The following is a 22,584-nucleotide window of genomic DNA, read 5'->3' on the forward strand; positions in this document are numbered from 1 at the left end:
CGTCCATGCCTCGCGGCCCTCATCTCGTGATTCTCGCCCTCGTCCTGGGGGCACTCGGCTGTTCGTCCTCGACGGCTTCGCGTCCGGAAGTCCCCGGTGACACCGGCGGCCCCGGGCCCGAGGAGCCCTCCGTGCCGGAGCGCACGTCCTGCACCGGACTGTCCGAGGGCCCGGGCACCCATGAATGGACAGTGACGCACGATGGACGGGCGCGGACCTACCGCGTCCACGTGCCTCCCGGCTACGACGCCACCAAGCCCATGCCCACGGTGCTCGCGTTCCACGGTTTCGGCTCGAACCCCGAGCAGTTTGAAGTCCAGACGGGCCTGTCGACGCTCGCGGACACCGAGGGCTTCCTCGTCGTGTACCCGCGCGGACTGAGCGCCGCGGAGCTCAACGGGGGCACCTCGCCCCCCCGGGACAACACCCGGGGCTGGAACGCGGGCGCGTGCTGTGGGTCGGCCCAGGTGTCCAACAGCGACGACGTGGGCTTCGTGGACGCGCTGCTGACGGACCTGGACACCCGCGTGTGCGTGGACCCGCGCCGCACCTTCGCCACCGGCTTCTCCAACGGCGGCTTCTTCTCGTACCGGCTGGCCTGTGAGCGCGCGGGGCGCTTCGCCGCCGTGGCGCCCGTCTCCGGCATGTCGCCCCAGAGCGGCTGCAGCCCGTCCCGTCCGGTGCCGGTGCTGCACATCCATGGCACCGCGGACACCGTCATCCTCTACGCGGGAGGCAACAACATCCCCTTCGGCCGTGCCTACCCTTCCGCCGAGGACTCCGTCCGGAGCTGGGCGGAGCGCGATGGCTGCGGCGGCCCGGTGGTGGAGACGTACCGCCAGGGGGACAGCACTTGTAGCGCCTTCACCGGCTGTTCGCCGGAGACGGCCACCGCGTCGCTCTGCACCGTGCAGGGCGGCGGACACACCTGGCCTGGCAGTCCGGTCAGCGCGGGCAACCCCACGCAGGACCTGAACGCCACGCTCGAGGCCTGGCGCTTCTTCCAAACCCGGCCTCGTCCCTGATGCGCAGGAGAGTTCTTCGTGAGCACACGCGCCCTCATCATCAACGCCGACGACCTGGGGTATGACCCGGCCGTCACCCGAGGCATCCTCCAGGCCATGCGCGACGGCGTCGTCTCGTCCGCCACCCTGATGGTGAACACCCCGTTCGCCGAGGCCTCCGCCCACGAGGCCGAGGGCCTCTCTCTGGGGCTGCACCTGAACCTGGCCCGGGGCACGCCGGTGTCGAGCGACTTCCCGCGCGAGATGCTCGGCGCCAACGGGAACTTCCTGGAGTCGCGCGCCGCGAGCATGACCGCCGAGGTGGTGGAGGCGGAGACGCGCGCGCAGCTGGAGCGCTTCACCGCGCTGACGGGGCGTCCGCCCACGCATGTGGACGTGCACATGCACCTGCACCTGCAGCCCCTGGTGCTGGAGGGCCTGTCCCGCGTCGCCCGGGAGATGAAGCTGCCGGTGCGCTCCATCGACTCCATCATGCGCCACGCGCTCAAGACGCAGGGCATCCCCACCAACACGCACTTCCTGGGCGACACGGGCTCGGACGCGTACTGGACGCTGGAGCGACTGGAGGCGGAGCTGGTGTCGCTGCCCTCCGAGGGCATCATCGAGCTGATGTGCCACCCGGGCTATCGCCCCGAGACGGTGAAGAGCGGCTACGGCGCGCAGCGCGAGGTGGAGCTGGCCACCTTCAAGAACCCGAAGGCCCGCGAGACGCTGTCCCGACTGGGCATCACCCCCGTGGACTACCGCGTCCTCACGTCCGCGAGCTGAAGTCGTCGGCCCGTCCGCGGCTCGCGCCATGGGTGCCTGCCTTGCGTGGGAGCAAGCCCCTGACGAGCCAGCCTCCGCGCGTGCCCCTCAGATTCGAGGGGCCATGCCCACGTGCGGGGGCAGGTCCCCCACCGCGGGCGAGACTCCAGACGGCCGCCGCCGCTCCTGCATGAGCACGTTGCGCACGCGCGCCACCAGCTCATCGGCGACGTAGGGCCGCGTGCACAGGGACGTCTCCTCCTGGGCCCACCACGGCCGCGCATCCCCGGCCAGGAGGATGGGCACCGGCCGCGCGCGTGGCAGCGTGGCGAACGTCTCCAGGAACAGGCCCGCCTTGCCATGGGTGACGGAGGTGGACAGCACGATGAGGTCCACCGGCAGGTGCGTGGCCTGGCGCAGCGCCTCCGCTCCGTTCCGCGTGGTGAGCACCTCGAACCCCTCGGCGCACAACACGCGCTCGGCCAGGGCCTCCTGCGCGGAGTCCTCGTCGAGCAGCAGCACCCGCCGGGGCAGCCGCTTCACCTCGTGCGACGGCATCCGCGGCAGGCTCACCGTGAAGGTGCTGCCCTGGCCCTCCGAGCTCGCCAGCGACAGCGCGCCCCCGTGCAGCCTCGCGATGGAGTGGCTGATATACAACCCCAGCCCCAGTCCCCCGAAGTTGCGGTGCGATACGTTGCGCGCCTTGTAGAAGCGTTGGAACACCTGGGACTGGTCCGCGCCGGGGATGCCGATGCCATGGTCCTGGACGTGGATGCGCGCCTCGCCCGCGAGCCGCTCCACGCACACGGTGATGGGCTCGCCCGGCGGGCTGTACTTGTGCGCGTTCTCCAGCAGATTCACGAGCACCTGCTCCAGCCTGTCCCTGTCTCCCCGCACCCACACGCGCTCGCGCGGCACGTCCACCGCGAAGGGCCGGTCGAAGGCCGCGCGGAAGTGGTCCACCACCTCCGCCACCAGTTGCCCCACCTCCAGCGGCGACAAATCCAACGCCAGCCTCCCGGCGTCCAGCCGCGAGGCATCCAGCAGGTCATCCACCAGCCCCGCCAGCCGGTCCACCTGCCGCTTGGACTTCAGCACCGTGGCCAGCTCCAGCGGCTGCCCCGCCGTGAGCTTACGCTCCATGGTGAACAGGCCCAGCTTCAGCGGGGTGAGCGGCGTCTTCAGCTCGTGGCTCGCGATGGACATGAACTCCTCGCGCACCTGGAGCGCCGCCTTCGCCTCACGCAGGAGGCGCGCGTTCTCCACCGCCACCGCGAGCTGGTTGGCCGCCGCCGTCCACAGCTCCAGCTCCCGGGCGGAGAAGGACGTGCCCTGTTCCTTGTAGAGCAGCAGCAACCCCACCGTCCGGCGCGGCGCGCACAGCGGCACCGCGGCGAAGATGGAGCCCATCGAATCCCCATACCCCCGCTGGATTCCGAGCTGCGCCTGCCGCAAGGCCAGCGCCTGCCGGAACGGGTCCTCCTCCGGGTCGAACGAGTCCTCGGGAGACTCGCTCCCGGCCAGGTCCGACACCGCCGAGCGACGCAGCTCCGCGCCATCCTCCTCGCAGAGGTACACCTCCGCGCGCCGCACCTGCGCGCATCTCACCAGCGCGACGACGGCCGCGGCGCACACGCTGTCCACCTCCAGCGTCTCGCCCACGGCCCGGGCAATCTCGCGCACCGCCATGGAGAAGGCGCCGTCGTCATCCACGCCGGAGGGCTCCACCACCAGCCAGGAGCCGGGAGACTCCTCCTCGCGTCCCGGCTTCACCTGCACGCGCACCTGGTGCAGCTCCCGGGTGATGACGTGGCCGGTGTGCGGACGGCCCTCGCGCACCGCCAGCTCCATCGCCTCCAGGCTCCGTCCGCGCTCCAACGCCTCCAGCAGGTTGGTGCCCAGGGGCAACGTCATACCCGTCTTGCGGGCGAACCCTTCCTCACACCACTGGACGCACAAGTCGGGTCCGACGCGCACCAGGGCTTGGGGGAGGCACGAGAAGGCTTCTTCGACGTCAGGGGGAAGCGTCATGTGCTCGGGAAGGTGGCGGGGGGCCTTCGGGATTATGAACCCCGCCCCGAGTGCGCAACCCGCCCGCCCCCCGCATTCCACGCTGGTGGACGACCGCCGCGTTGAGGGGGTGACAGAACCCTTCAGGGGCAGCCAGGGGGGCTGGGAGCCACGTCGTGGATGACACGTAGCGATGGTGTGGTAGACGACAGCGCCATGCCTTCGCAGCCGACCAAGGAACTCCAGACCTTCCCCAACCCGGCGCCCGAGCGCGACTACGAAATCGCGTTCGACTGCCCGGAGTTCACGTGTCTGTGCCCGCTCACCGGGCAGCCGGACTTCGCCCGGTTCAAGATTACGTACGTCCCGGACCAGCTCTGCATCGAGCTGAAGAGCCTGAAGCTCTACATGTGGGCCTACCGGAACGAGGGGGCCTTCCACGAGAAGGTCACCAACACCATCGCCGACGACATCATCAAGGCCATCCAGCCGCGCAAGCTGACGCTGGTGGGTGACTGGTTCGTGCGCGGCGGAATCGGGACCATCGTCACCGTCACGCACGAGAAGAAGTAATCGTGTAGCAACAGCGGGAGCAGCGAGCGCCGTCTCGAGGGCGCTCGCGCCTCACTCCGCCTTGTTGAAGATGGCGTCGGCGTTCTTGTTCAGGTCCGTCTCGATGCGGTCAGCGGCCTTGTGCACGTTCTGCAGCCTGCGAGCGGCGGCCGCCTCCGGGTCCGTCTTGGCCGGGCGGTTGAGGACATACCGCGCCGCCGCGACCAGCACGACGATGCCCAGGATGAAAGTGACCATGCGTCCCATGGACTGCCTCCTCCCGCCTCAGCGGGTGAGCTGTTGCACCAGTGGCGCCCACTGCGCCTGGGTGAAGTAGAGGCCGGTTCCGGCCAGCGACGCGAGGACGAGCGCGACGAGCGCCCACTTGAGTCCACCGCCGGAGCGAGAGCGCGAGGTGTCGAAGACCTCCACCGCCGCGTCCAGCTCCTGGGGCCGCAAGAGCTGCTGCGCCTCCGTCTCCGTCAGCTTCTGGCGGTGGCGCAGGAAGGCGACCAGCAGCCCCGCATGCGACACCTGGACTTCCTGGGCCAGGAAGACATCCAGCTCACGGCGCATGGCGGCGGCGTCCGGGAAGCGGTCCTCCGGCTTCACCTCCATGGCGCGCTGGATGATGCGCACCAGGGGCGAGGGTACGTTGGGCGCCACCTTGTTGAGCGGCGTGTACTTGCCGTCGCGAATCTTCGCGAACACCTCGCCCGCCGTCTTGCCGTGGAAGGGCCGGGCACCGGAGAGGGCCTCGTAGAGCAGCACGCCGAGCGAGAAGATGTCGGTGCGGCCATCCAGCGGCGCGCCCGTCACCTGCTCCGGGGACATGTACGAGGGCGTACCCACCGCCATGCCCGCCTGCGTGAGCGCCTCCAGCCCCACGTCCTTGGCGATGCCGAAGTCCATCAGCTTCACGTCACCGGACTTGGTGAGCATGACGTTGGCGGGCTTCAAGTCACGGTGGATGATGTGGCGGAAGTGCGCGTGGTCCAGCGCGCTGGCGATGCGCGCGGCGATGACGCCCGTGACGTCCGGGGGCAGCGGCCCTTCCTTGATGAGCGTGTGGAGGGTGGGGCCGTCCACCAGCTCCATCACCATGAACATGCTGTCGTTCTTCTCCACCAGGTCGTAGAGCGTGACGATGTTCTGGTGGCGGAAGGCGGCCAGCGCGAGCGACTCCCGGCGGAAGCGGGACAAGGTCTCCCGGTCTCGCTTGCCCTCGGGCAGCAATTCCTTGATGGCGACCTCGCGCTGAATCATCTCGTGGAGGCCGCGATACACGACGGCCATCCCACCTCGGCCCAGCTCTCCGAGCACTCGATACGCGCCAATCTTGCGATGACGGACTGCTTTTTCAGCGGCAGGCACGGGCGAAGGGTACAGAACTGGACGCGCACCGTCGATGTCTCACGTGGCCACCCCCGTCCACGACTCACATCCGCCCGAGCCGAAGAAGTCCAAGGAGGACAGCCAGGACGGACACCCGGGCAAGCGCTCCCTGTCACCCGGGGCGTGTCCCGCTCCGCCCGGGAGAGTTGTAGGGTGGATGCGCTCATGCGCACCGAAGCCTCCGTCGTCCCGCAGCCCGCGCTCCCGCTGTCCCAGCCGTCACTGGCCCGGGAGCACGCGAGCGAGCACTGCACGCTGCTGGATGGAGGGACGGAGGCGTTTCCCCGGATGCTGGAGGCCATCTCCTTCGCCCGGCACCGCATCCACCTGGAGGTCTACACCTTCGAGCGCGAGGGCGTGGGCGCGCTCTTCCTGGACGCTCTGGTGGCGGCGGCGAAGCGGGGCGTGTTGGTAAAGGTGGTGGTGGACGGCTGGGGGAGCATCGGCGCCAGCAAGCACCTCACCCAGACGCTGCTCGCCGCGGGCGCGAAGGTGCGCGTGTACAACCCGCTCACGTCGCTGTGCCTGGGCCGCTCGTGGCGCAACCACCGCAAGATTCTCCTCGTCGACGACACGGTGGCGTTCCTGGGTGGCATCAACATCGGCGACGCCTACGCGGCCAAGGGCGACGTGCCCGGCTGGGCGGACCTGGCGGTGGAGCTGCGGGGTGACATCTGCCGGCAGCTCGGGGAGAAGCTGACGGCGGGCGCGGCGGCGCTGTCCGCGGGCGCGGTGAGGCTGTTCCTGTCCGGCATCGGCGGGGGGCACCGGCTGCGCAAGCGCTACCTGTCCGCCATCGACGGGGCGAAGCACGAGGTCATCCTCGCGCACGCATACTTCCTCCCCGACAACAGCTTCGTGAAGGCGCTGACGCGCGCGGCGCGCCGGGGCGTGAAGGTGTCGCTGCTGCTCGCCGGACGCAGCGACGTCATCTTCGCCCGCGCCGCGACGATGCGGCTGTACGCCACCTTCCTGCGCGCCGGGGTGAGCATCCACGAGTGGACGGCCTCCACGCTGCACGCCAAGGCCGCGGTGGTGGACGGCAGGACGCTGCTGGTGGGCAGCTTCAACCTGGACCCGCTGTCGCTCGTGAATCTGGAGACGCTGGTGGAGGCGGAGGAGCCCGCCGTGGCGGCGCAAGCGGCCCTGTGGCTGGACAAACACGTGGCCCTGTCGAGGCACGTCCTGCCCGAGCAGTGCGGCCGCTCCGGCCTCCAGCGGTGGCTGTTGGACGTCGTGGGACTGGCCGTGGCGCGCTTCGCGGAGCACTTCGCCAGCTTCATCGGGCGGCGGCGCAAGCGGTGAGGCCGTCACGCTCGCGTCACGCGAGGGCCTGAAAAAGCCCCTGCCCGGCCGCAGCCCCCTCATGACGTGCTGCGCGGGCCGCCAGGGCGCTCTACACTGTCGCACGTCCAACCATGCCCATTCGCCGCCCCGCCCTCCCGCCCGTACTCGCAGCCATCGATGTGGGGACCAACGCCGTGCGACTGGAGCTCGCCCGGCCGGACGCCGACGGGGCGCTCGAGACGCTCCATCAGGAGAGAGACCCCATCCGCCCGGGTGAGGGCGTCTTCGCCACCGGCACCATGCCGGAGGCCACCGCCGAGCGACTCCTGTCCACGCTGCGGCGCTACTCCGCGCTCTGCCGCCGCCACAAGGCCCAGGTGCGCGCGGTGGCCACCAGCGCCCTGCGCGAGGCCCGCAACAGCCCGGACATCGTCCGACGCGTGCGCGAGGAGGCCGGCCTCAACCTGGAGGTCGTCAGCGGCAAGGAGGAGGCGCGCCTCATCTGCCTGGGCGTGCTGCACCGCAAGCCCCCGGGCACCCGCTCGCTGCTCATCGACATTGGCGGCGGCAGCACCGAGGTGGCCACCGCCGTGGGCGAGAAGCCCGACAACCTCTGGAGCCTGGGGCTGGGCTCGGTGCGCCTCACCGAGGTCTTCGAGGCGTCACGCATGGTGACACCGAAGCAGCTGCGCATCATGCGAGGGTTCGTCCAGGAGGTGCTGGGCAAGACGCTGCCGGAGAAGCTGCCGCTGTTGCCTCGGATGGCGCTCGGCTCGTCCGGCACCATCAACGCCGTGGTGTCCTTCGCCTCCAGCGAGAGCAGCGGCAACGCCACCGTGCGCCAGCTCACCCAGACGGTGGAGACACTGGCGCAGATGCCCGTGGACCGGCGGCGCAAGCGCTTCGACCCCAAGCGCGCCGACATCATCGTCGCCGGCGCCGTCATCCTGGAGGGCGTGGCGAAGTACCTGGGAATCGAATCCGTCAGCGTCGTCAACCGGGGCCTGCGCGACGGCATCCTCGTGGACCTGCTCTACCGGCAGGACGCCCACCACCAGGACGACGACCACAGCCTGGCGGACGCCGCCGTCGTCATGGGGCAGCGCTTCTTCTTCGACGAGAAGCACGCGCGTCAGGTGGCCCGCATGGCGCTGACGCTCTTCGACGACCTGGCCGCCCTGCACCAGCTCCCGCTGTCGGTGCGCCCCTATCTGGAGGTCGCCGCGCTGCTGCACGACATCGGCCACGCGGTGAACTACGAGCGCCACCACAAGCACACGTACTACCTCATCCGGCACGCGGACCTCCCCGGCCTCGCGGACCGTGAGCGCGAGCTGGTGGCCCGAGTCGCCCGCTACCACCGGCGCAGCCCGCCGGAGCTGGCTCACTCGGGCATGACGGGGCTGACTCCCACCGAGGCCCGCACCGTGCGCAAGCTCGCCACCCTGCTGCGCGTGGCCAACTCGCTGGACCACAGCCACCACCAGCCCATCAAGGACTTCAAGGCCACCAACGGCCGCGACGGCGTCGCCCTGCACCTGCGCGCGCGCCAGCCGGTGGACCTGGAGCTGTGGAACGCGGAGCACGAGGTGGCGCTCTTCCGCCGCGTCTTCGGCAAGAAGCTCACCTTCCACGTCCACACCGGCGGCCGTTAGTCGCTCGTCCTCCCGGCCGCTGACCGGAAGAGGAGCCGCCGCGCCCTGCCCGCGGTCGCGTGGATGCCCACGCTCCAAGTCGCACGGGTCCGTCGTCGCAAGACGGGCCCTGCTCGACTTTGAACGCCTGGCACCCCGGACGGGGAAGGAGCACGAGATGAAGGCCATCGTATTCCATGGGATTGGGGACATCCGGCTCGACGATGTGGCGGAGCCGCGCATCGAGAAGCCGACGGATGCCATCGTCAAGCTGTCGGCGAGCGCCATCTGTGGCACGGACCTGCACATGATTCGCGGGACGATGCCGGGGATGAAGCCGGGCACGATTCTGGGTCACGAGGGCGTGGGCTACATCGAGGCGCTCGGCGACGACGTGCGCAACTTCAACGTGGGCGACCGCGTGGTCATCCCCTCCACCATCGCCTGCGGCAACTGTGTCTACTGCCGCGACGGCTACCATTCGCAGTGCAACGACGCGAACCCCAACGGGCCTTCCGCGGGCACGGCCTTCTTCGGCGGGCCGGAGCAGACGGGCCCCTTCCACGGCATGCAGGCGGAGAAGGTGCGCGTTCCCTTCGCGCACGCGGGGCTGGTGAAGATTCCGGACGGCGTGACGGACGAGCAGGCCATCCTCATCTCCGACATCTTCCCCACCGGCTACTTCGGCGCGGAGCTGGCGGAAATCAAACCCGGTGACACCGTGGCGGTGTTCGGCTGCGGGCCAGTGGGGCTGTTCGCCATCGTCAGCGCGAAGCTGCTCGGGGCGGGCCGCGTCTTCGCCATCGACTGCCACGAGGACCGGCTGGAGCTGGCGCGCACCCAGGGCGCTGAAATCATCAACTTCGACCGGGAAGACCCGGTGAAGACGATTCAGCGCCTCACCAACGGCATCGGCGTGGACCGGGCCATCGACGCGGTGGGCGTGGACGCCGTGCACGCGCACGCGGGACCCGCGGCGAAGCAGGCCAGCGCGCAGAAGGCGGAGCTCAAGCGCGAGGCGAAGGAGACCGCGCCGAAGACGAAGCCGGATGGCGACAACTGGGTGCCCGGTGACGCGCCCACACAGGTGCTGTCCTGGGCGGTGGAGTCCCTGGCCAAGGCGGGCACGCTGTCCATCATCGGCGTCTACCCGCAGCAGGTGCGCACGTTCCCCATCGGCATGGCGATGAACAAGAACCTCACGATGAAGATGGGCAACTGCAACCACCGCAAGTACATCCCCCGGCTGCTGGAGCTGGTGCGCACGGGCGAGGTGGACCCCACCGCCATCCTCTCGCACGTGGAGCCCATGAGCAGCGCACTGGACGCCTACCGCAACTTCGACCTGCGCAAGCCTGGCTGGGTGAAGGTGGAGCTGGAGCCCAATCAGCTCCAGTGAGCCCTCACGCGTCCAGCACCAGGCACGAGTCCCCGAACTCGTGCCCCAGGTAGCCGCGCGCCTCCGCGTGCGCGGTCGCCTCCTTCAAGAGCGGTGACGGCGCGAAGGCCTGGAGCAGCGCATGGTGGCTGCTTCCAGGCTCGTGCATGCCCGTGAGCAGCCCGTGCACCACGCGAGGCACGAAGCCGGGCCCCAGGAGCAGGTCCGTCACCGCCTCGCCCGCCACCAGTCGCCCGCCGTTCATCTCCGCACGGCCCTCCAGCGCGCGCACCACCGTGGTGCCCACCGCGACAACCCGACCTCCCGCCGCGCGAGTGGCCTCCACCTGTGCCACCGTGGCCGCGGGGATGTCCGAGCGCTCGGGCCTCGGCAGCGCCGCGTCCAGCACGGCGTCCCCGGTGGAGGACAGCCCCGCCGCGTGGGTGAGCGACGCCAGCCGCACGCCTCGACGACGCAGCGCCAGCAGCAGGTTCCAGGTGAGGGGCAGTCCCGCCGACGGCGCCTCCGTGGCCCAGGGCCGCGCGCCATACCCCGTCTGCACGTGCCACAGCGACAGCGGGGCCACGGTGTGCGCGTACTGCACGGGCCTGCCGCCCTGGTACAGCGCGGACCAGAGCGCGGCGCCGTCCTCGTCGAAGGCCACGCGCACCAGGCGGGGCGAGGGCGGCAGCACCTCGACGACCTGGACGGGCAAGCCGACGACGGTGAAGCGCGAGCCCACCGGCAGCGCGGGCGGGAGCGGCCGGTCCTCGGTGCGCTTGCGCCAGTCGCCCGCGCCGAAGAGGACGGCGGTCCAGGTGCCGTCCTGCTCGCGCGCCAGCAGTCGCAGCTCGATTCGCTCTCCCGCCGCCGTGCGCCCCAGGAGCGAGGCGGGGAACGTGGCGGCGTCGTTCACCACCAGCAGGTCTCCGTCCCGCAGGAGTGACGGAAGGTCCGCCACGCGGGCATCGGAGAAGCGACGTCCGTGAGGTTCGATGTGCAGGAGCCGCCCCTCCTCGGGATGGTCCACGGGCCAGCGCGCGGGCTTCATGCGGCCTCCAGACTCGCCGCCTCCAGGCGGGAACCCGACGGCAGCGACTCCGAGCGACGCTCCACCATCGCGACGATGCGCGCCGCCACGTCCTCGGGCCGAGCCAGCGTGGAGCGGTCCGCCTCCGGCATGGCGTCCGAGTGCATCCGCGTGTCCATCTCCCCCGGGTCCACGTTGAGGAAGCGCACGCCCGTGCCCTCCAGCTCCGTGGCCCAGAGGCGGCCCAGGTGCTCCAGCGCACCCTTGGACACGCTGTAGGAGCCCCAGCGCGGATACGCGGAGAGGGCCGCGTCCGAGCTGATGTTCAGTACCAGCCCGCCCCCTCGCACCACCATGTTGCCCACCACCGCCTTGGTGAGCCGGAAGGGGCCCACCACGTTGACCTCCAGCACGTGCTGGAGGTCCTCGCACGCGGTGTCGAGCAGCAGGGGCAGCGGCGTGGGTCCGAGGATGCTGGCGTTGTGCACCAACACGTCCAGCGGGCCCACCAGCGACGTGGCCACGCCCACCAGCCGGTAGATGGACTCCTTGTCACCGACGTCATAGGCCACGCCGTGCGCCTCCAGCCCTTCCGCGCGCAGGGCCTCGGCGGCGGCCTCCATCTCCGGGGCATGGCGGGCCACGCCCACCACCCGGGCCCCTCTTCGCGCGAAGTGCGCCATGAGCGCGCGGCCCAGGCCTCGACTCGCTCCCGTCACCAGGACCGCTTTTCCGGTCAGCTTCATGTGGAAAGTCCTCCTTGGTGGATAGGGATACGCCCGCCGCGTTGATGGAATGGCGTCGCGGACAATCCTTTGGCAGATTGTCAAACCATGGCCATCGACGAAGAGGACCTGCCGAGCAGGCTGGCGCGCAACATCCGGACCCTGCGGGAGACGCGGGGCGCCACGCAGGCCCAGCTCTCCAAGCTCGCGGGGGTGCCCCGGGCGACGTGGGCCAATCTGGAGTCGGGCACCGCGAACCCCACGCTGTCGGTGCTGCACCGCGTGGCGGCGGCGCTCCAGGTGTCACTGGAGGAGCTGGTGGCGAGGCCTCGCGCCAGTGCGCGGCACTACCCGCGCGACAGCCTGACGACGCGCATCCGAGGTGCGGGGCAGTTGCGCAAGCTGCTGCCGGACCCGCTGCCGGGCATGGAGTTCGACCGGGTGGAGCTGCCCTCCGGGGTGCGCATCACCGGCGTGCCCCACACCCCCGGCACCCGCGAGTACCTGGCCTGTGAGTCCGGGGAGATGGCGCTGGTCGCCAGCGGTGAGCGCTTCGTCCTCAAGCCCGGAGACGTCGTCGTCTTCCGGGGGGACCAGAAGCACTCGTACGAGAACCCGGGGACGCGCACGGCGGTCGGCTACTCCGTCGTCCTGCTCGCGCCCCCGCTGTGAGGTGAAGGCTCAGCCCGCGTCGCGGCCGTAGTACCAGGCGGTGAGGGCCAGGCGAGAGGCGTGGGCGGGCAGCACCTCGTGCTCGATTCGCTCGCTCAGGAAGACGACGAGCGTGTCGAGCACGGGGGCCACGTCCACGGGTGCGGAGTCCTCCGGATACAGCCGCAGGACGCCTCCGTGCTCGGGCACCCAGCCCGGGTTGGCGTACCAGATGGCGGTGGCGCGGCGGTTGGATTGGCCTGGGAAGGCGTCGAAGTGACGCGCGTAGCGCGCTCCGCCGCCGGGGTAGCAGGCGAGCTGGAGGTCGAAGCGTCCCAGGCCGAGGTAGGCCGCTGACGAGAGCGCGTGTCCCAGTTGGGAGAAGTGTTCCCGCAGGACGCCGAGCCCAGTCCCGGGCTCCGGCTCTATCCAGCCGATGAGGTCTCCTCGCACGCGGGAGTCCAGGGTCCGCTCGGCGCCCCGGCGGATGCCCGCGGCATGGAGCACTCCGGATTCAGCCCTCGCCAGCGCATCAGCCCGCGCGGCGAGGGCGGCCACATCCCCGAGGAAGACAGGGCGCGTGAAATAGCCACGCGCTCCCAGCTCCGTCACTTCCACATCGGTCAGCTCCACACGTGCTCCTTCCAGCAACGTGCCGCCCACACGCGCGCACCGTGCCCCAGACGCGTGCCGCGAGGAAGGGGATACACTGGGGCCCATGGCGCACCTCTCGCGAATCCTCACGGTCCTCCTGGGTATCGCCGCCGGAGCGCTGGGCGCGGGCCTGCTCTTGCGACCCGCGTCCCCCGTCCTGCCCGACACCGCCTCCGTGGTGCAGCAGATGCGCGAGGTGGCGCGGCTGGAGACGTTGGAGGTCGCCCTCTACAAGAAGGTGACCTTCTCTCCCGAGCCGCAGGCCACGGATGCGCTGTGGAAGGACGTGGTGAACTGGGCGGCGTACACGCTCCAGAATCCGCGCGGCCGGGCCATCGTCTTCGCGGATGCGCACCTGGGGTTCGACTTCCAGCGACTGGACGCCTCCAGCCTCCACGTCGCCGGGACGAAGGTGCATGTCGTGCTGCCGCCCCTGGACGTGCGCGTGGCGCTGCGGCCCGGGGAGATGGAAGTCATCGACTCCAACCTGGACAGCGCGCAGACGGCGCAGCTCCTGGAGAAGGCGCGGCTCGCCTTCGAGAAGGACGTGCGCGCCGATGCACGACTCCAGCAGCGCGCCCGTGACTCCGCCGAGCGGGCCCTGCGCGCGCTGCTGCTCACGCTGGGCTACCGCGAGGTGCTGTTCGTGGACCGGCTGCCCACCAGCACGGCGGGCTGAAGCCCCTCAGTCCCCAGCAGCCCAATCCCGGGTGAGCCCCGCGTCCGACAGGAAGTACAGGCCTTCGATTCCCTCCGAGGTCGGCTCCAGGTCAGCCAGGAGCTCCCGGGCCGACGCGTCGGACACCCGGGCCACGAGCGCCAGCTCGCGTCGCACCAGGGAGCCGTAGAGGGGCTCGTCTCCCGCCTGCTCCGCCAGCAGTCGCCGCTGGGACGCGGTGAGCAGCCGCGCGCCGTCGAGCCCATCTCCTCCCGCCACCGCCCACAGGCCCGAGAAGGTCTCCGCGAGCCGGACCTCGCCCTGGTCGATGACCACGGGCCGCACGGGCGCGGGATGCGCCTCTAGATTTCGCCACGCCGCCGCGTCCACCCCCTCCTCCGTCAGCCCGGAAGCACGCAGGGCGGACTCGGGCAGGTAGCGCACGAAGTCCGCGTCCTCCAGCACGTAGAAGACCTCCAGTCGCGCCGGCCCGGGCCTGTGCAGCGCTCCCACCGCCTTCGCCGCGAAGTCCGACGGACGCAGCACCGGGCGCAGCCGGGCCTCCAGCGAAGCCCCCTCCGCGCTCAGCCCCGAGTCCAACCCGCCCAGGCGCGCGGCCAGGGCCTCCACGTAGGGACTCAGCCCCGCTGAGCCAGGGGCCTCGCGATAGGCCGCATACAGCGAGCCCAGGTCCACGCGCCCCACCCCGCCCGAGGCCAGCTTCACCAGCAGGTCCTTCCCCTGTCGCCGGAAGGCCACTCTCGCCCGTCCCAGCGCTCCCGCCAGCGCGGCGGTGAACTCCGGCCGGAGCACCTGCTCCTCCGGCGCGGCCGGGGGCGGAAGCTCCGCCGATTCGAGCTCCTCCTTCAACAGCCGCGTCTCCGCGTCGAACGGGTCTCTGGCGAGCGCATCCTTGACGTACACCTGCGCCCGCTCCACCTCGCCCCGACGCAGCGCCAGCACCGCGAGCACCTTGAGGACCTCCGGGTCCCCGGGCTCCTGCGCGCGGGCCTGCCGCAGCAGCGCCTCCGCGTCCCCGTGGCGCTCCAGCCCGAGCAGCGCCCGGGCGAGCCCCAGTATCACCGGCACGTCCCGAGGGAAGTCGCGCCGCAGCGCCTCCAGCAACGGCAGCGCCTCGCGGTCCGCTCCCGCGTTGATGAGCGCATGCGCCACCGCCAGCCGCATCGTCGGCCCTTCGCTGCCCTGTGCCCGCGCGCGCAGCCCTTCCAGCTCCGCGTCACTCAGGACCTCACCCGCCTCCACCTTGCGGCGGATGCGCTCCACTTCCAGCAAGCCGTTCACCCCCGCGACTCTAGACGCCCCGCCTCATTTCACGAACCCACCCCGCACCGCTCCCGCGTTCCATTGCCAGACAAGCATTCCAATCCACCCGGACGCACCAGGGCAATTCCATACACAAACACGACGAAAGAGAACACTCACATACCCCAGGGGTGGATGGCTTGCACAAAACCCGGCAGGCAGGATTCGCCTGCTTCGCAGACAGGTGCCGCACCCCGAGCAATCCCGAGTTCAGCTTCGTGGACGTGGCGAAGTCCCTCGGCGTTCCACATGGTGAGGTGACTCACCGCCAGGACGAAATGAAGGCCGCGATGAAAGTCGCGGTGGAGCACGTCCTGACCCGACCTGAGTCGTCCGTGCCCGACATGCGCGCGGCTCAGGTGACGCCGCTACCGCCCGCGAGGCGGCCGGTGAGGGTCTCCAGGCGACGGCGGCCCCCGTTGCCCCTCCACCTTTTGGACCCACATGATGCCTTCCAGGTCTGTGCGCCAGGGCCCGGGCGGCCTCAGTGTCTTTGTGTGTCGGGACTGTCGCTGAGGGGCTTGGGAGCTTCCCCGGCGGCTTGCGCGGCCTCACCGCCCGAGCCGCCCTCCGTCTGCGCGAGGAAGTCATCCAACGCGCCCACGTCGATGGGCTTGCGGAACACCGCGTCCACCAGCGCCAGGTTGGCGCGGTTCTGCCCGCGCACGTCCATGCCGGTGACGATGGCGAGCAGCGCCTGAGGCGACTTCTCGCGCAGCGCGCGCGCCAGCTCCCAGCCGCTCATCTCCGGCATCACCGCGTCCAGCAGGGCCGCGTCGAAGCGGCGCCGGTCCCACATGTCCAGCGCCACGCGGGGGTCATGGGCCACCTGCACCTCGTAGCCTTCTTCCCCCAGCACCTCGGCCATCATCCGCGCGTTGTCCAGGTCGTCGTCCACCACCAGCACGCGGCGCGTCTGCTGGAAGCGCCGAGGCGCCGCCGGAGCCACGGCCTTCGTCCCGGCCGGCGGAGTGCGCGTGGGCTCGTACGTCGACGACTGCTCATGGACGCGCGGCAGCCGCACCACGAAGGCCGCGCCCTTCCCCGTCGTCGCGTTCTCCGCCGTCAGCTCGCCGCCCCAGCGCTGCACCTGCGCGCGCGCCACCGCGAGGTACAGCGAGAGCTGCGGCGCGCCCGGGTCCCTGCGCAGCGGGTCGAACAGGTGACTGAGTTCCTCGGTCGCGTACGTCGGGCCCTCGTCCTGGATGCGCAGGGTGAGCCACTCCTGGTTCTCCCTGCGCGTCTCCAGCTTGAGGTGGCCGCCCTCGTCCATCCTGTCGCGCGCCGCCAGGAGCAGGTTCACCACCAGTTCGCGGAAGAAGGCCGCGTCCGCGCGCACCGCGCCCGGGTCGTGCAGCTCCAGCTCCACGTAGACGGGGTGCTCGCGCTGCTCCAGCTCGCCGCGCGCCAACTCGAGCGACTCGCGCACCGTCTGGTCCACCTTCACGTCGATGGGCCGCTCCTCGGTGCGCTGGACGTTGAATTCCTGAAGTCGCGCCACCAGCTCGCCAATCTGCTGCACCGTCTTGTCGAGCGCCTCCAGGTGCTCGGGCTTGTACTCGCGCTGGAGCAGGGTGATGCGCAGGCGCAGCACGTTGAGGAAGTTGTTGAGCGCGTGCGCCGCGCCGCCCGCCAGTTGCCCCAGCGCCTGCTGTCGGGTGCGCTGGAGCAGCCGCCCCTGGAGCCGGCGCAATTCGCCATAGGCGCTCTCCAGGGCCTTGGTCTTGTTCGCGGACTCGGTGCGGTCGGTGAAGGTCTGGATGGCGCCGGCCAGCTCGCCCTCCTCCTCCCAGACGGGCGTGGCGCTCATCTCCAGCGTCACCTCGCCGCCGCCGGGGCGCTCCACCACCATCATCACCCCGCGCACCGGGCCCTGCTCCTTGAGCGCGCGGACGAAGGGCATGTCGGCGACCTTGAAGGGCTCTCCCGTCAGGTGCCGGGCGTTCACCTGCGTGAGCACCGGGGACACGGTGTTCACCGCGCGCCCGCCCACCACCGCGCGCATGGGCACGCCCATCAGCCGGCTCACCGGCGGCGTGGCGAAGGACACGGTGCCGTCCACTTCGGCCAGGAGGATGCCCACGTCCACGTGGTTGAGCACCGACTCCATCACCGCCGCCTCGCGGAAGCGCACCTCCTCCGTCTTCAGGATGCGCGCGTAGGACGCCTGCGCGGCCGCGTCCCCTTCCCACACCAGCTCCGAGATGAGGCCGGCGACCTCCGGCTCAATCAGTCCACCGTGGTGGCGCGCGTAGACGTGCAGCAGCACCGACTCCAGGGACTTGAACTCGCGCGTCAGGTCCTCGGGCTCGAAGTTCTGCGTGTACCGGTCCGCGCCGTGGGAGCGGGCGACTTCCGGCCACAGCCGCACCGCGTCCTCGCCCCTGTCCTTGAGCAGGCGCGCCATCTCGCCCACCAGTCGCCTCAGCGGGGCACGCAAGTCCCGGCCCGGAATCTCCACTTCGTAGACTTCCGCGCGCAGGCGCTTGGCCCACAGGCGCGCCACGCGCTCCTGCTCTCCCTGGAGCAGCTCCGACAGGGCTTCGATGGGATTGAGTCGAGCCACGTTCAAGTCGCCAAGGTGGGCACGCCCGCCCGCCATGGCCACCCGTGCCCCCGCCTGGCCGCCCGCTCCCGAGGCACGATGCCACCACGTGAACCCCGTTGGACCGAGGCCGCCTGGACGCTCACCAGGGAGGCGGGGCATCCAACCGGGCACGCATGCCGGGAGCGCTCAGGCGGGCGAGCCGTTGCATCGACACGCCCCCCGGCCCACCTTCCGGGAACGGATGCCCCTCAACGAGCCCACCAAGAACGACCTGCTGGAGTCGCCGTGGCTGTCGCAGCAGGCCATGGCGCAGCTCTTCCGGGGCGAGCTGAGCCGCTCCGACACCTGGCGCACGCGCCTGGACACGACGACGAACTGGGCGCTGACCACGACGGCGGCGGTCATCTCCTTCGGCTTCGCGACGCCGCAGAGCTCGCACGTCACCTTCCTCGTCGGCATCTGGATGGTGGTGTCGTTCCTGCTCGTCGAGGCGCGGCGCTACCGCTACTACGACTTGTGGAACCGCCGCGTGCGCCTCCTGGAGGACGGCTGGTGGGCGCCCATGCTGCGCCGCGAGCCGGTGGACCCGGACGCCCTGCGCGAATTGGCGGTGGAGATGTCCCGCCCGCAGATTCAGCTCTCGTTGCTGTCCGCCATCTCCACGCGGCTCAACCGCACCTATGGGCCCATCCTGATGGTCCTGTTGGTGACGTGGTTCTTCAAGGTCTACAGCCACCCGAAGCCCCCGGTGGACTTCCTGGAGTTCGTCACCCGGGCCCATGTGGCGTGGATTCCAGGGCCCATCGTCATGTTGATCCTGGTGTTCATCACCATCGCGGCGACGTACCTGTTCATCTCCTCGTTCTTCATCCGGGCCCCCTTGGGGGAGCTGCGGACCCGGCCCCGGGGGCGCCGCGCCGCGCTGTGGGAGTCGTTCTACCGGCCCTACGCCATCCGCAGGAGGCACCGGCCCACCCGGCGGCCCGCTCGGCGGCCAGACTCGGCGTCCGAGCACTGAGGGCCTGTTTCACCCGGGGCGCTCCTGGGAGCCCTCCAACTGGCCCCTGGCTCATGGACCCCATGCCTGGCCCTGTACTCCGGCCGTTTTCGTCCTTTCGAGTCCGGGGGATTTGTGCTGTGAATCCGCACCCATGGCGAACACGCGCACTGTCACGGTCATCAATGGAGACGGCATCGGCCCCGAGGTGATGGCGGCCACCATCCGCGTCCTCGAGGCGCTCAAGGTTCCGCTCGAGTTCGAGCACAAGGACGCGGGCGCGGAAGTGGTGGCCAAGTACGGCACCAACCTGCCCCACGAGACGGTGGAGGCGGTGCTGCGCAGCGGCGTCGCGTTGAAGGGCCCCACGGGCACGGTGGTGGGCGGCGGTCTGCCCTCCGCGAACGTGGGTCTGCGCAAGCGGCTGGATTTGTATTCGTCGCTGCGGCCCGTGAAGAGCGTGAAGAACGTGAAGACGCGCTACGAGGACGTGGACCTCATCGTGGTTCGCGAGAACACGGAGAGCCTCTACGCCGGCCTGGAGCACATCATCGTCCCGGGCGTGGTGGAGTCGCTGAAGATCATCACCGAGAAGGCGTCCACGCGCATTGCCCGGTTCGGCTTCGAGTACGCCAAGAAGCACGGTCGCAAGAAGGTGACCGGCGTGCACAAGGCGAACATCATGAAGCTGTCGGACGGTCTGTTCCTGGACTGCTGCCGCAAGGTGGGCCGTGAGTATCCGGAGATCCAGTACGAGGAAGTCATCGTCGACAACCTCTGCATGCAGCTGGTGAGGGACCCGACGCGTTTCGACGTGATGGTGTTGGAGAACCTCTACGGCGATATCGTCAGTGACTTGTGCGCGGGTCTGGTGGGCGGCCTGGGCATGGTGCCGGGCGCGAACATCGGCGAGCGCACGGCGGTCTTCGAGGCGGTCCACGGCACGGCGCCGGACATCGCGGGCAAGGGCATCGCGAACCCCACCGCGCTGATGATGTCGGCGGTGATGATGCTGGACTACCTCGACATGGGCGAAGAGGCCCGGCGCATGGAGAACGCCCTCCACAAGGTCTACGGCGAGGGGAAGATCCGCACCGGCGACCTCGGTGGCAGCGCGACGACGCGCGAGTTCACGGACGCGCTCATCGCGGCGCTGTAGTCGGTTCGACGGGACACTCCGTCACTTGAGCCCGGGTTGCCTCTTTGAGGTGCCCGGGCTTTTTCGTGCCTGGCATGTCAGTGGGGGGTGGGCTTCGAGGAGTGCAGCGCATGCGCGGCATCGTCGAAGACCCTGGCGCCGACGGAGTCCTGGGGACGGTGTGCCTCGATGGCCGCCACGTCCTCCGGGCGTCCGACGGATTGCAGGAGGATGGCGGAGCGCAGGGAGAGGTCGGGGTCTTGCGAGCCGAGTAGCCCTAGCGAGAGGACGCGCAGCCTCGTCCGGGCATTGTCGGGCAGGTTGGGGAGAAGCCGCTCCCGGTGGGCCAGCAGTACAGCGAGGAGGCACTCCGCATATTCGCGCTCACTCGCACTCGAATCCGAAGGCGAGGACGGGATGAACGCGGAGAGGGAAGGCAGCCAGGCTTCTGGCAGGTCCGCTTCGAGTATCGCGAGGACTTGCGTCTTGTCGGCCAGCGCAACGGACGCGTCACCCGCCCACTCGCGCAGCGACTCCGGCGACTTCGACAAGAGGACGTGCAGCCCCTGAAGAGGGCCCGAGACGGAGGGAGTGAGCTTTCGCAAGGCCTGCTCCACGACCGGGAGCAGTTCAGGATGCCTCCGCTTCCAGAGCGCATGCGCAAGCGTGTACAGCTCCGACGCCCCTGGTGCACCACGTGTCAGCCGCTCCAGCCGACGCGTCAGGCTTCCGCGAGCCTCGGCTTCATGGAGTTCGCCGAGGGCCTGCGTCACCACCTCCGCGACGGACTTGCCATCCAAGTCGGCGCGAGCCTCTTCGATGACGAGCTGCCGCTCCAAACGACGAAGATTGGAGTCACCTCCCAGCACGCCAAATCCGAAGACTGCGGCACGTCGCAGCCGCGCGTCCGGAGACTCCAACGAGCGCGCCAACCACGACTCCGCGTCGGAGCCCAGTCGGGAGACCGCTTCGCGCGCGCGCGACTCGTCGCCTTGATGGAAGGCTTCGATCAACTCGTCCGCTGCCATCTCTGTATCGCCACGCGATGCCATGGAAGCCCCGTCCTCGTCCCAAGCACTCAAGGGAAGCTCACTCCCGAAGGGACGTACCGCCGGACCAACGTTCCGTCGAGCGAGTACAACTCCTGAATGGCCTTCCGGTCCGCGCGGACCATGGACTCGAAGGCCTCAATCTCGCGTGCCAGGTCCTTGGGGTTGGAGACGTAGTTGGTGTTGTGACGGACGCCATCGGGGCGTACCGAGGACGCGTCCGGTCTCCGGAAGCGGATGCCTCCTACAGGGCTTGGATCCTGGACCGGTCGCCCCTGCGCGGTGACCTGTGACTGATTCTTGCGCAAGTCACCGTGCCCCGCGGACTCTCGTCGGGCCAGTTCCTTTTCGATGGTCTCGTTGTGAGGCGGATTTCGTCGGGTGTGTGCACCGCCATAGCGCGTCGACAGCCCGGTCTCACTCGCAGGCGAGCCGACCTCGTCCTGCATCGAGCAGACAACGGTACCACCACACACCGGGGCCACCATCGTCCCAACCAGGGCTCCGGCCACCACGACCGTTCCATCCGCCACGACATGGGCCACGGCACCGGAATTCAGCGACATTCCCTCGGCGAGGACGTAGCGCGAAGGCCCCCACATCGGCGGCCCCAGTCCCCCGGCGGAAACGGGGGGCAGCACCTTGGCGACTCCGAAGCTGGCCACCAGCGCCAGCACCCGCAGCGCGCTGGCTCCCACGGCACCACCGAAACGCTCGGCCACCGCCTCCAGTTCTTCCGCGGTCCGAGCGGCCATGGACTCTTCGTAGAGACGTACGCAGATGCGTCCGAGCTGAATCAGCTCATGCACGCCCACGGCGAGCGCAAGTCTCACGGTCACCGCCGTGGCGAAGGCCTTGGAAAACACCGGTTCTGGCAGTGCCCACGCGGCCACATAGACCAACATCGCGAGGGTGACACTCACGAGGAAGGCCGGGGAACGGAACATCTCCAGCGCCGCATCCCGGAGCCCGGGGGCCATGTAGCCAGGTGAGAGCCGCAGCGCGAGGAGGACCGGGCTGTCCTCCAGTGAAGCAGGCAGCGGCAGCCGGGACGGGCCAAAACGCGTCAAGTACTCCTGACGAAGCCGCGGTTCCCAATCCGAGGGACTGGAGTCCATCGAGGCCACCTGCCGCGAGGACGCCCAGAGCCGCCGTCCCCGGGCATTCTCCGCGAGAGGGAAGTCCTGCTGGAACACGGCGAGCAGCGCTCGGGCCTCCTCGACAGAAAGCTCTCGCGCATTCGCTACCGGAGGGAGTGGCGGAAACGAGAGCGCCCAGCGCCCATCCGAGAGTTCACGCGCCGCGACACGCACCACCGTCGTGGAGGCCGCGCCCGACCTTGGGCCCGAGGAACACGACAACACCAAGCAGAGCCAGAGGGCCAGCGCACTTCGACATAGGGAAGAGACGTTCCACATGTCGCGGAAGCATGCACCTACAACAACTACCTCGGGAAGTGCTCAACGCCTTCCGGCATCACGGCGAGCGGCGGTGAGGCCTCGTGGGGCAGGGAACCGGAGGCTGTCGTGCGCAACGCCTTCCGGCATCACGGCGAGCGGCAGCACCTGTTCCGAGACGACGACAGCAACGTGTACGCGTGCTCAACGCCTTCCGGCATCACGGCGAGCGGCGGGAGGCGGTGAAGGTGGTGCTGGGCAAGTCCAAACTGTGCTCAACGCCTTCCGGCATCACGGCGAGCGGCGGGGCCGGCCCGAATCAACATTCGCTATGCAGCTGGCTGTGCTCAACGCCTTCCGGCATCACGGCGAGCGGCGGCCCCCAC

21 protein-coding genes are annotated in these 22,584 nt (G+C 69.9%); 11 read left to right on the plus strand and 10 right to left on the minus strand.

Annotation, left to right across the window (positions count from 1 at the left end):
• The first annotated feature begins 5 nt into the window (after positions 1-5).
• Both G4D83_RS44180 and G4D83_RS44185 read left to right on the plus strand, forming a co-directional pair.
• On the plus strand, positions 6-1,025 hold the full coding sequence (locus G4D83_RS44180; RefSeq protein WP_163870985.1) for an extracellular catalytic domain type 1 short-chain-length polyhydroxyalkanoate depolymerase: 1,020 nt from the start codon (positions 6-8) through the stop codon (positions 1,023-1,025).
• Between the two features lie 18 nt (positions 1,026-1,043).
• Entirely contained in the window at positions 1,044-1,793 is a 750-nt protein-coding gene (locus G4D83_RS44185) for a carbohydrate deacetylase (protein ID WP_163870986.1), read from the plus strand.
• A gap of 87 nt (positions 1,794-1,880) precedes the next feature.
• On the opposite strand, the gene G4D83_RS44190 is transcribed toward G4D83_RS44185, so the two are convergent.
• The gene (locus tag G4D83_RS44190) at positions 1,881-3,803 is read right to left on the minus strand and encodes a hybrid sensor histidine kinase/response regulator (protein WP_163870987.1); all 1,923 of its coding nucleotides are present in this window, start codon (positions 3,801-3,803) and stop codon (positions 1,881-1,883) included.
• A 195-nt stretch (positions 3,804-3,998) separates the two neighbouring features.
• Between G4D83_RS44190 and queF the strand changes: the two genes are divergently transcribed.
• Positions 3,999-4,355 carry a preQ(1) synthase gene (gene queF / locus G4D83_RS44195; protein WP_141646096.1) on the plus strand — a complete coding sequence of 119 codons (357 nt, stop codon included), beginning with the start codon at positions 3,999-4,001 and terminating at the stop codon, positions 4,353-4,355.
• Between the two features lie 51 nt (positions 4,356-4,406).
• Here queF and G4D83_RS44200 read toward each other — a convergent pair whose 3' ends face one another.
• Both G4D83_RS44200 and G4D83_RS44205 read right to left on the minus strand, forming a co-directional pair.
• The gene (locus G4D83_RS44200) at positions 4,407-4,601 is read right to left on the minus strand and encodes a hypothetical protein (protein ID WP_163870988.1); all 195 of its coding nucleotides are present in this window, start codon (positions 4,599-4,601) and stop codon (positions 4,407-4,409) included.
• 18 nt (positions 4,602-4,619) lie between these two features.
• Positions 4,620-5,630: a serine/threonine-protein kinase gene (locus G4D83_RS44205; RefSeq protein WP_240357170.1), complete on the minus strand. Its 1,011-nt coding sequence runs from the start codon at positions 5,628-5,630 to the stop codon at positions 4,620-4,622.
• A gap of 264 nt (positions 5,631-5,894) precedes the next feature.
• Between G4D83_RS44205 and G4D83_RS44210 the strand changes: the two genes are divergently transcribed.
• From G4D83_RS44210 to G4D83_RS44220, 3 genes are all read left to right on the plus strand, one after another.
• Positions 5,895-7,034, plus strand: coding sequence for a phospholipase D-like domain-containing protein (locus G4D83_RS44210; RefSeq protein WP_163870990.1), 1,140 nt, complete (start codon positions 5,895-5,897; stop codon positions 7,032-7,034).
• 113 nt (positions 7,035-7,147) lie between these two features.
• Positions 7,148-8,671 (plus strand): Ppx/GppA phosphatase family protein, encoded by a 1,524-nt coding sequence (locus G4D83_RS44215; RefSeq protein ID WP_163870991.1) that lies wholly within the window; start codon positions 7,148-7,150, stop codon positions 8,669-8,671.
• Positions 8,672-8,828: 157 nt separating this feature from the next.
• Entirely contained in the window at positions 8,829-10,049 is a 1,221-nt protein-coding gene (locus tag G4D83_RS44220) for a zinc-dependent alcohol dehydrogenase (RefSeq protein WP_163870992.1), read from the plus strand.
• Between the two features lie 4 nt (positions 10,050-10,053).
• On the opposite strand, the gene G4D83_RS44225 is transcribed toward G4D83_RS44220, so the two are convergent.
• On the minus strand, positions 10,054-11,079 hold the full coding sequence (locus G4D83_RS44225; RefSeq protein ID WP_163870993.1) for an S-adenosylmethionine:tRNA ribosyltransferase-isomerase: 1,026 nt from the start codon (positions 11,077-11,079) through the stop codon (positions 10,054-10,056).
• Positions 11,076-11,804 (minus strand): SDR family NAD(P)-dependent oxidoreductase, encoded by a 729-nt coding sequence (locus G4D83_RS44230; RefSeq protein WP_163870994.1) that lies wholly within the window; start codon positions 11,802-11,804, stop codon positions 11,076-11,078. The genes G4D83_RS44225 and G4D83_RS44230 overlap by 4 nt, the downstream gene beginning before the upstream one ends.
• A gap of 93 nt (positions 11,805-11,897) precedes the next feature.
• Here G4D83_RS44230 and G4D83_RS44235 point away from each other — a divergent pair, with 93 nt between their 5' ends.
• The gene (locus tag G4D83_RS44235) at positions 11,898-12,455 is read left to right on the plus strand and encodes a helix-turn-helix domain-containing protein (RefSeq protein WP_163871007.1); all 558 of its coding nucleotides are present in this window, start codon (positions 11,898-11,900) and stop codon (positions 12,453-12,455) included.
• 9 nt (positions 12,456-12,464) lie between these two features.
• Here G4D83_RS44235 and G4D83_RS44240 read toward each other — a convergent pair whose 3' ends face one another.
• The gene (locus tag G4D83_RS44240) at positions 12,465-13,067 is read right to left on the minus strand and encodes a 2OG-Fe(II) oxygenase (protein ID WP_163870995.1); all 603 of its coding nucleotides are present in this window, start codon (positions 13,065-13,067) and stop codon (positions 12,465-12,467) included.
• Between the two features lie 85 nt (positions 13,068-13,152).
• Between G4D83_RS44240 and G4D83_RS44245 the strand changes: the two genes are divergently transcribed.
• On the plus strand, positions 13,153-13,767 hold the full coding sequence (locus tag G4D83_RS44245; RefSeq protein WP_163870996.1) for a DUF4230 domain-containing protein: 615 nt from the start codon (positions 13,153-13,155) through the stop codon (positions 13,765-13,767).
• A 6-nt stretch (positions 13,768-13,773) separates the two neighbouring features.
• Here G4D83_RS44245 and G4D83_RS44250 read toward each other — a convergent pair whose 3' ends face one another.
• Together G4D83_RS44250 and G4D83_RS44255 are read right to left on the minus strand one after the other, a co-directional pair.
• Positions 13,774-15,048, minus strand: coding sequence for a tetratricopeptide repeat protein (locus G4D83_RS44250; RefSeq protein ID WP_163870997.1), 1,275 nt, complete (start codon positions 15,046-15,048; stop codon positions 13,774-13,776).
• A gap of 505 nt (positions 15,049-15,553) precedes the next feature.
• The gene (locus G4D83_RS44255; protein WP_240357171.1) at positions 15,554-17,671 is read right to left on the minus strand and encodes a response regulator; all 2,118 of its coding nucleotides are present in this window, start codon (positions 17,669-17,671) and stop codon (positions 15,554-15,556) included.
• 187 nt (positions 17,672-17,858) lie between these two features.
• On the opposite strand from G4D83_RS44255, the gene G4D83_RS44260 reads away from it, so the two are divergent.
• Positions 17,859-18,635: a DUF2270 domain-containing protein gene (locus G4D83_RS44260; protein ID WP_163870998.1), complete on the plus strand. Its 777-nt coding sequence runs from the start codon at positions 17,859-17,861 to the stop codon at positions 18,633-18,635.
• A 133-nt stretch (positions 18,636-18,768) separates the two neighbouring features.
• Positions 18,769-19,773 carry an isocitrate dehydrogenase (NAD(+)) gene (locus G4D83_RS44265; RefSeq protein WP_163870999.1) on the plus strand — a complete coding sequence of 335 codons (1,005 nt, stop codon included), beginning with the start codon at positions 18,769-18,771 and terminating at the stop codon, positions 19,771-19,773.
• 77 nt (positions 19,774-19,850) lie between these two features.
• On the opposite strand, the gene G4D83_RS44270 is transcribed toward G4D83_RS44265, so the two are convergent.
• Both G4D83_RS44270 and G4D83_RS44275 read right to left on the minus strand, forming a co-directional pair.
• The gene (locus tag G4D83_RS44270) at positions 19,851-20,804 is read right to left on the minus strand and encodes a hypothetical protein (protein WP_163871000.1); all 954 of its coding nucleotides are present in this window, start codon (positions 20,802-20,804) and stop codon (positions 19,851-19,853) included.
• A 26-nt stretch (positions 20,805-20,830) separates the two neighbouring features.
• Positions 20,831-21,871: a hypothetical protein gene (locus G4D83_RS44275; protein WP_163871001.1), complete on the minus strand. Its 1,041-nt coding sequence runs from the start codon at positions 21,869-21,871 to the stop codon at positions 20,831-20,833.
• A 527-nt stretch (positions 21,872-22,398) separates the two neighbouring features.
• Between G4D83_RS44275 and G4D83_RS47370 the strand changes: the two genes are divergently transcribed.
• Positions 22,399-22,584 (plus strand): hypothetical protein (locus G4D83_RS47370; protein ID WP_420826708.1); only part of this gene is annotated, 186 nt, incomplete at its 3' end.

The sequence above is a fragment of the Myxococcus eversor genome, assembly GCF_010894455.1.
Lineage (GTDB): Bacteria > Myxococcota > Myxococcia > Myxococcales > Myxococcaceae > Myxococcus > Myxococcus eversor.

What these genes read in the sequence shown, in the direction of transcription:
- G4D83_RS44180 (WP_163870985.1), top strand. Translation starts at nt 6, where the DNA reads ATGCCTCGCGGCCCTCATCTCGTGATTCTCGCCCTCGTCCTGGGGGCA.
- G4D83_RS44190 (WP_163870987.1), bottom strand. Translation starts at nt 3,803, where the DNA reads ATGACGCTTCCCCCTGACGTCGAAGAAGCCTTCTCGTGCCTCCCCCAA.
- queF (WP_141646096.1), top strand. Translation starts at nt 3,999, where the DNA reads ATGCCTTCGCAGCCGACCAAGGAACTCCAGACCTTCCCCAACCCGGCG.
- G4D83_RS44200 (WP_163870988.1), bottom strand. Translation starts at nt 4,601, where the DNA reads ATGGGACGCATGGTCACTTTCATCCTGGGCATCGTCGTGCTGGTCGCG.
- G4D83_RS44205 (WP_240357170.1), bottom strand. Translation starts at nt 5,630, where the DNA reads ATGGCCGTCGTGTATCGCGGCCTCCACGAGATGATTCAGCGCGAGGTC.
- G4D83_RS44210 (WP_163870990.1), top strand. Translation starts at nt 5,895, where the DNA reads ATGCGCACCGAAGCCTCCGTCGTCCCGCAGCCCGCGCTCCCGCTGTCC.
- G4D83_RS44215 (WP_163870991.1), top strand. Translation starts at nt 7,148, where the DNA reads ATGCCCATTCGCCGCCCCGCCCTCCCGCCCGTACTCGCAGCCATCGAT.
- G4D83_RS44220 (WP_163870992.1), top strand. Translation starts at nt 8,829, where the DNA reads ATGAAGGCCATCGTATTCCATGGGATTGGGGACATCCGGCTCGACGAT.
- G4D83_RS44225 (WP_163870993.1), bottom strand. Translation starts at nt 11,079, where the DNA reads ATGAAGCCCGCGCGCTGGCCCGTGGACCATCCCGAGGAGGGGCGGCTC.
- G4D83_RS44230 (WP_163870994.1), bottom strand. Translation starts at nt 11,804, where the DNA reads ATGAAGCTGACCGGAAAAGCGGTCCTGGTGACGGGAGCGAGTCGAGGC.
- G4D83_RS44245 (WP_163870996.1), top strand. Translation starts at nt 13,153, where the DNA reads ATGGCGCACCTCTCGCGAATCCTCACGGTCCTCCTGGGTATCGCCGCC.
- G4D83_RS44255 (WP_240357171.1), bottom strand. Translation starts at nt 17,671, where the DNA reads ATGGCGGGCGGGCGTGCCCACCTTGGCGACTTGAACGTGGCTCGACTC.
- G4D83_RS44260 (WP_163870998.1), top strand. Translation starts at nt 17,859, where the DNA reads ATGCCCCTCAACGAGCCCACCAAGAACGACCTGCTGGAGTCGCCGTGG.
- G4D83_RS44265 (WP_163870999.1), top strand. Translation starts at nt 18,769, where the DNA reads ATGGCGAACACGCGCACTGTCACGGTCATCAATGGAGACGGCATCGGC.
- G4D83_RS44270 (WP_163871000.1), bottom strand. Translation starts at nt 20,804, where the DNA reads ATGGCATCGCGTGGCGATACAGAGATGGCAGCGGACGAGTTGATCGAA.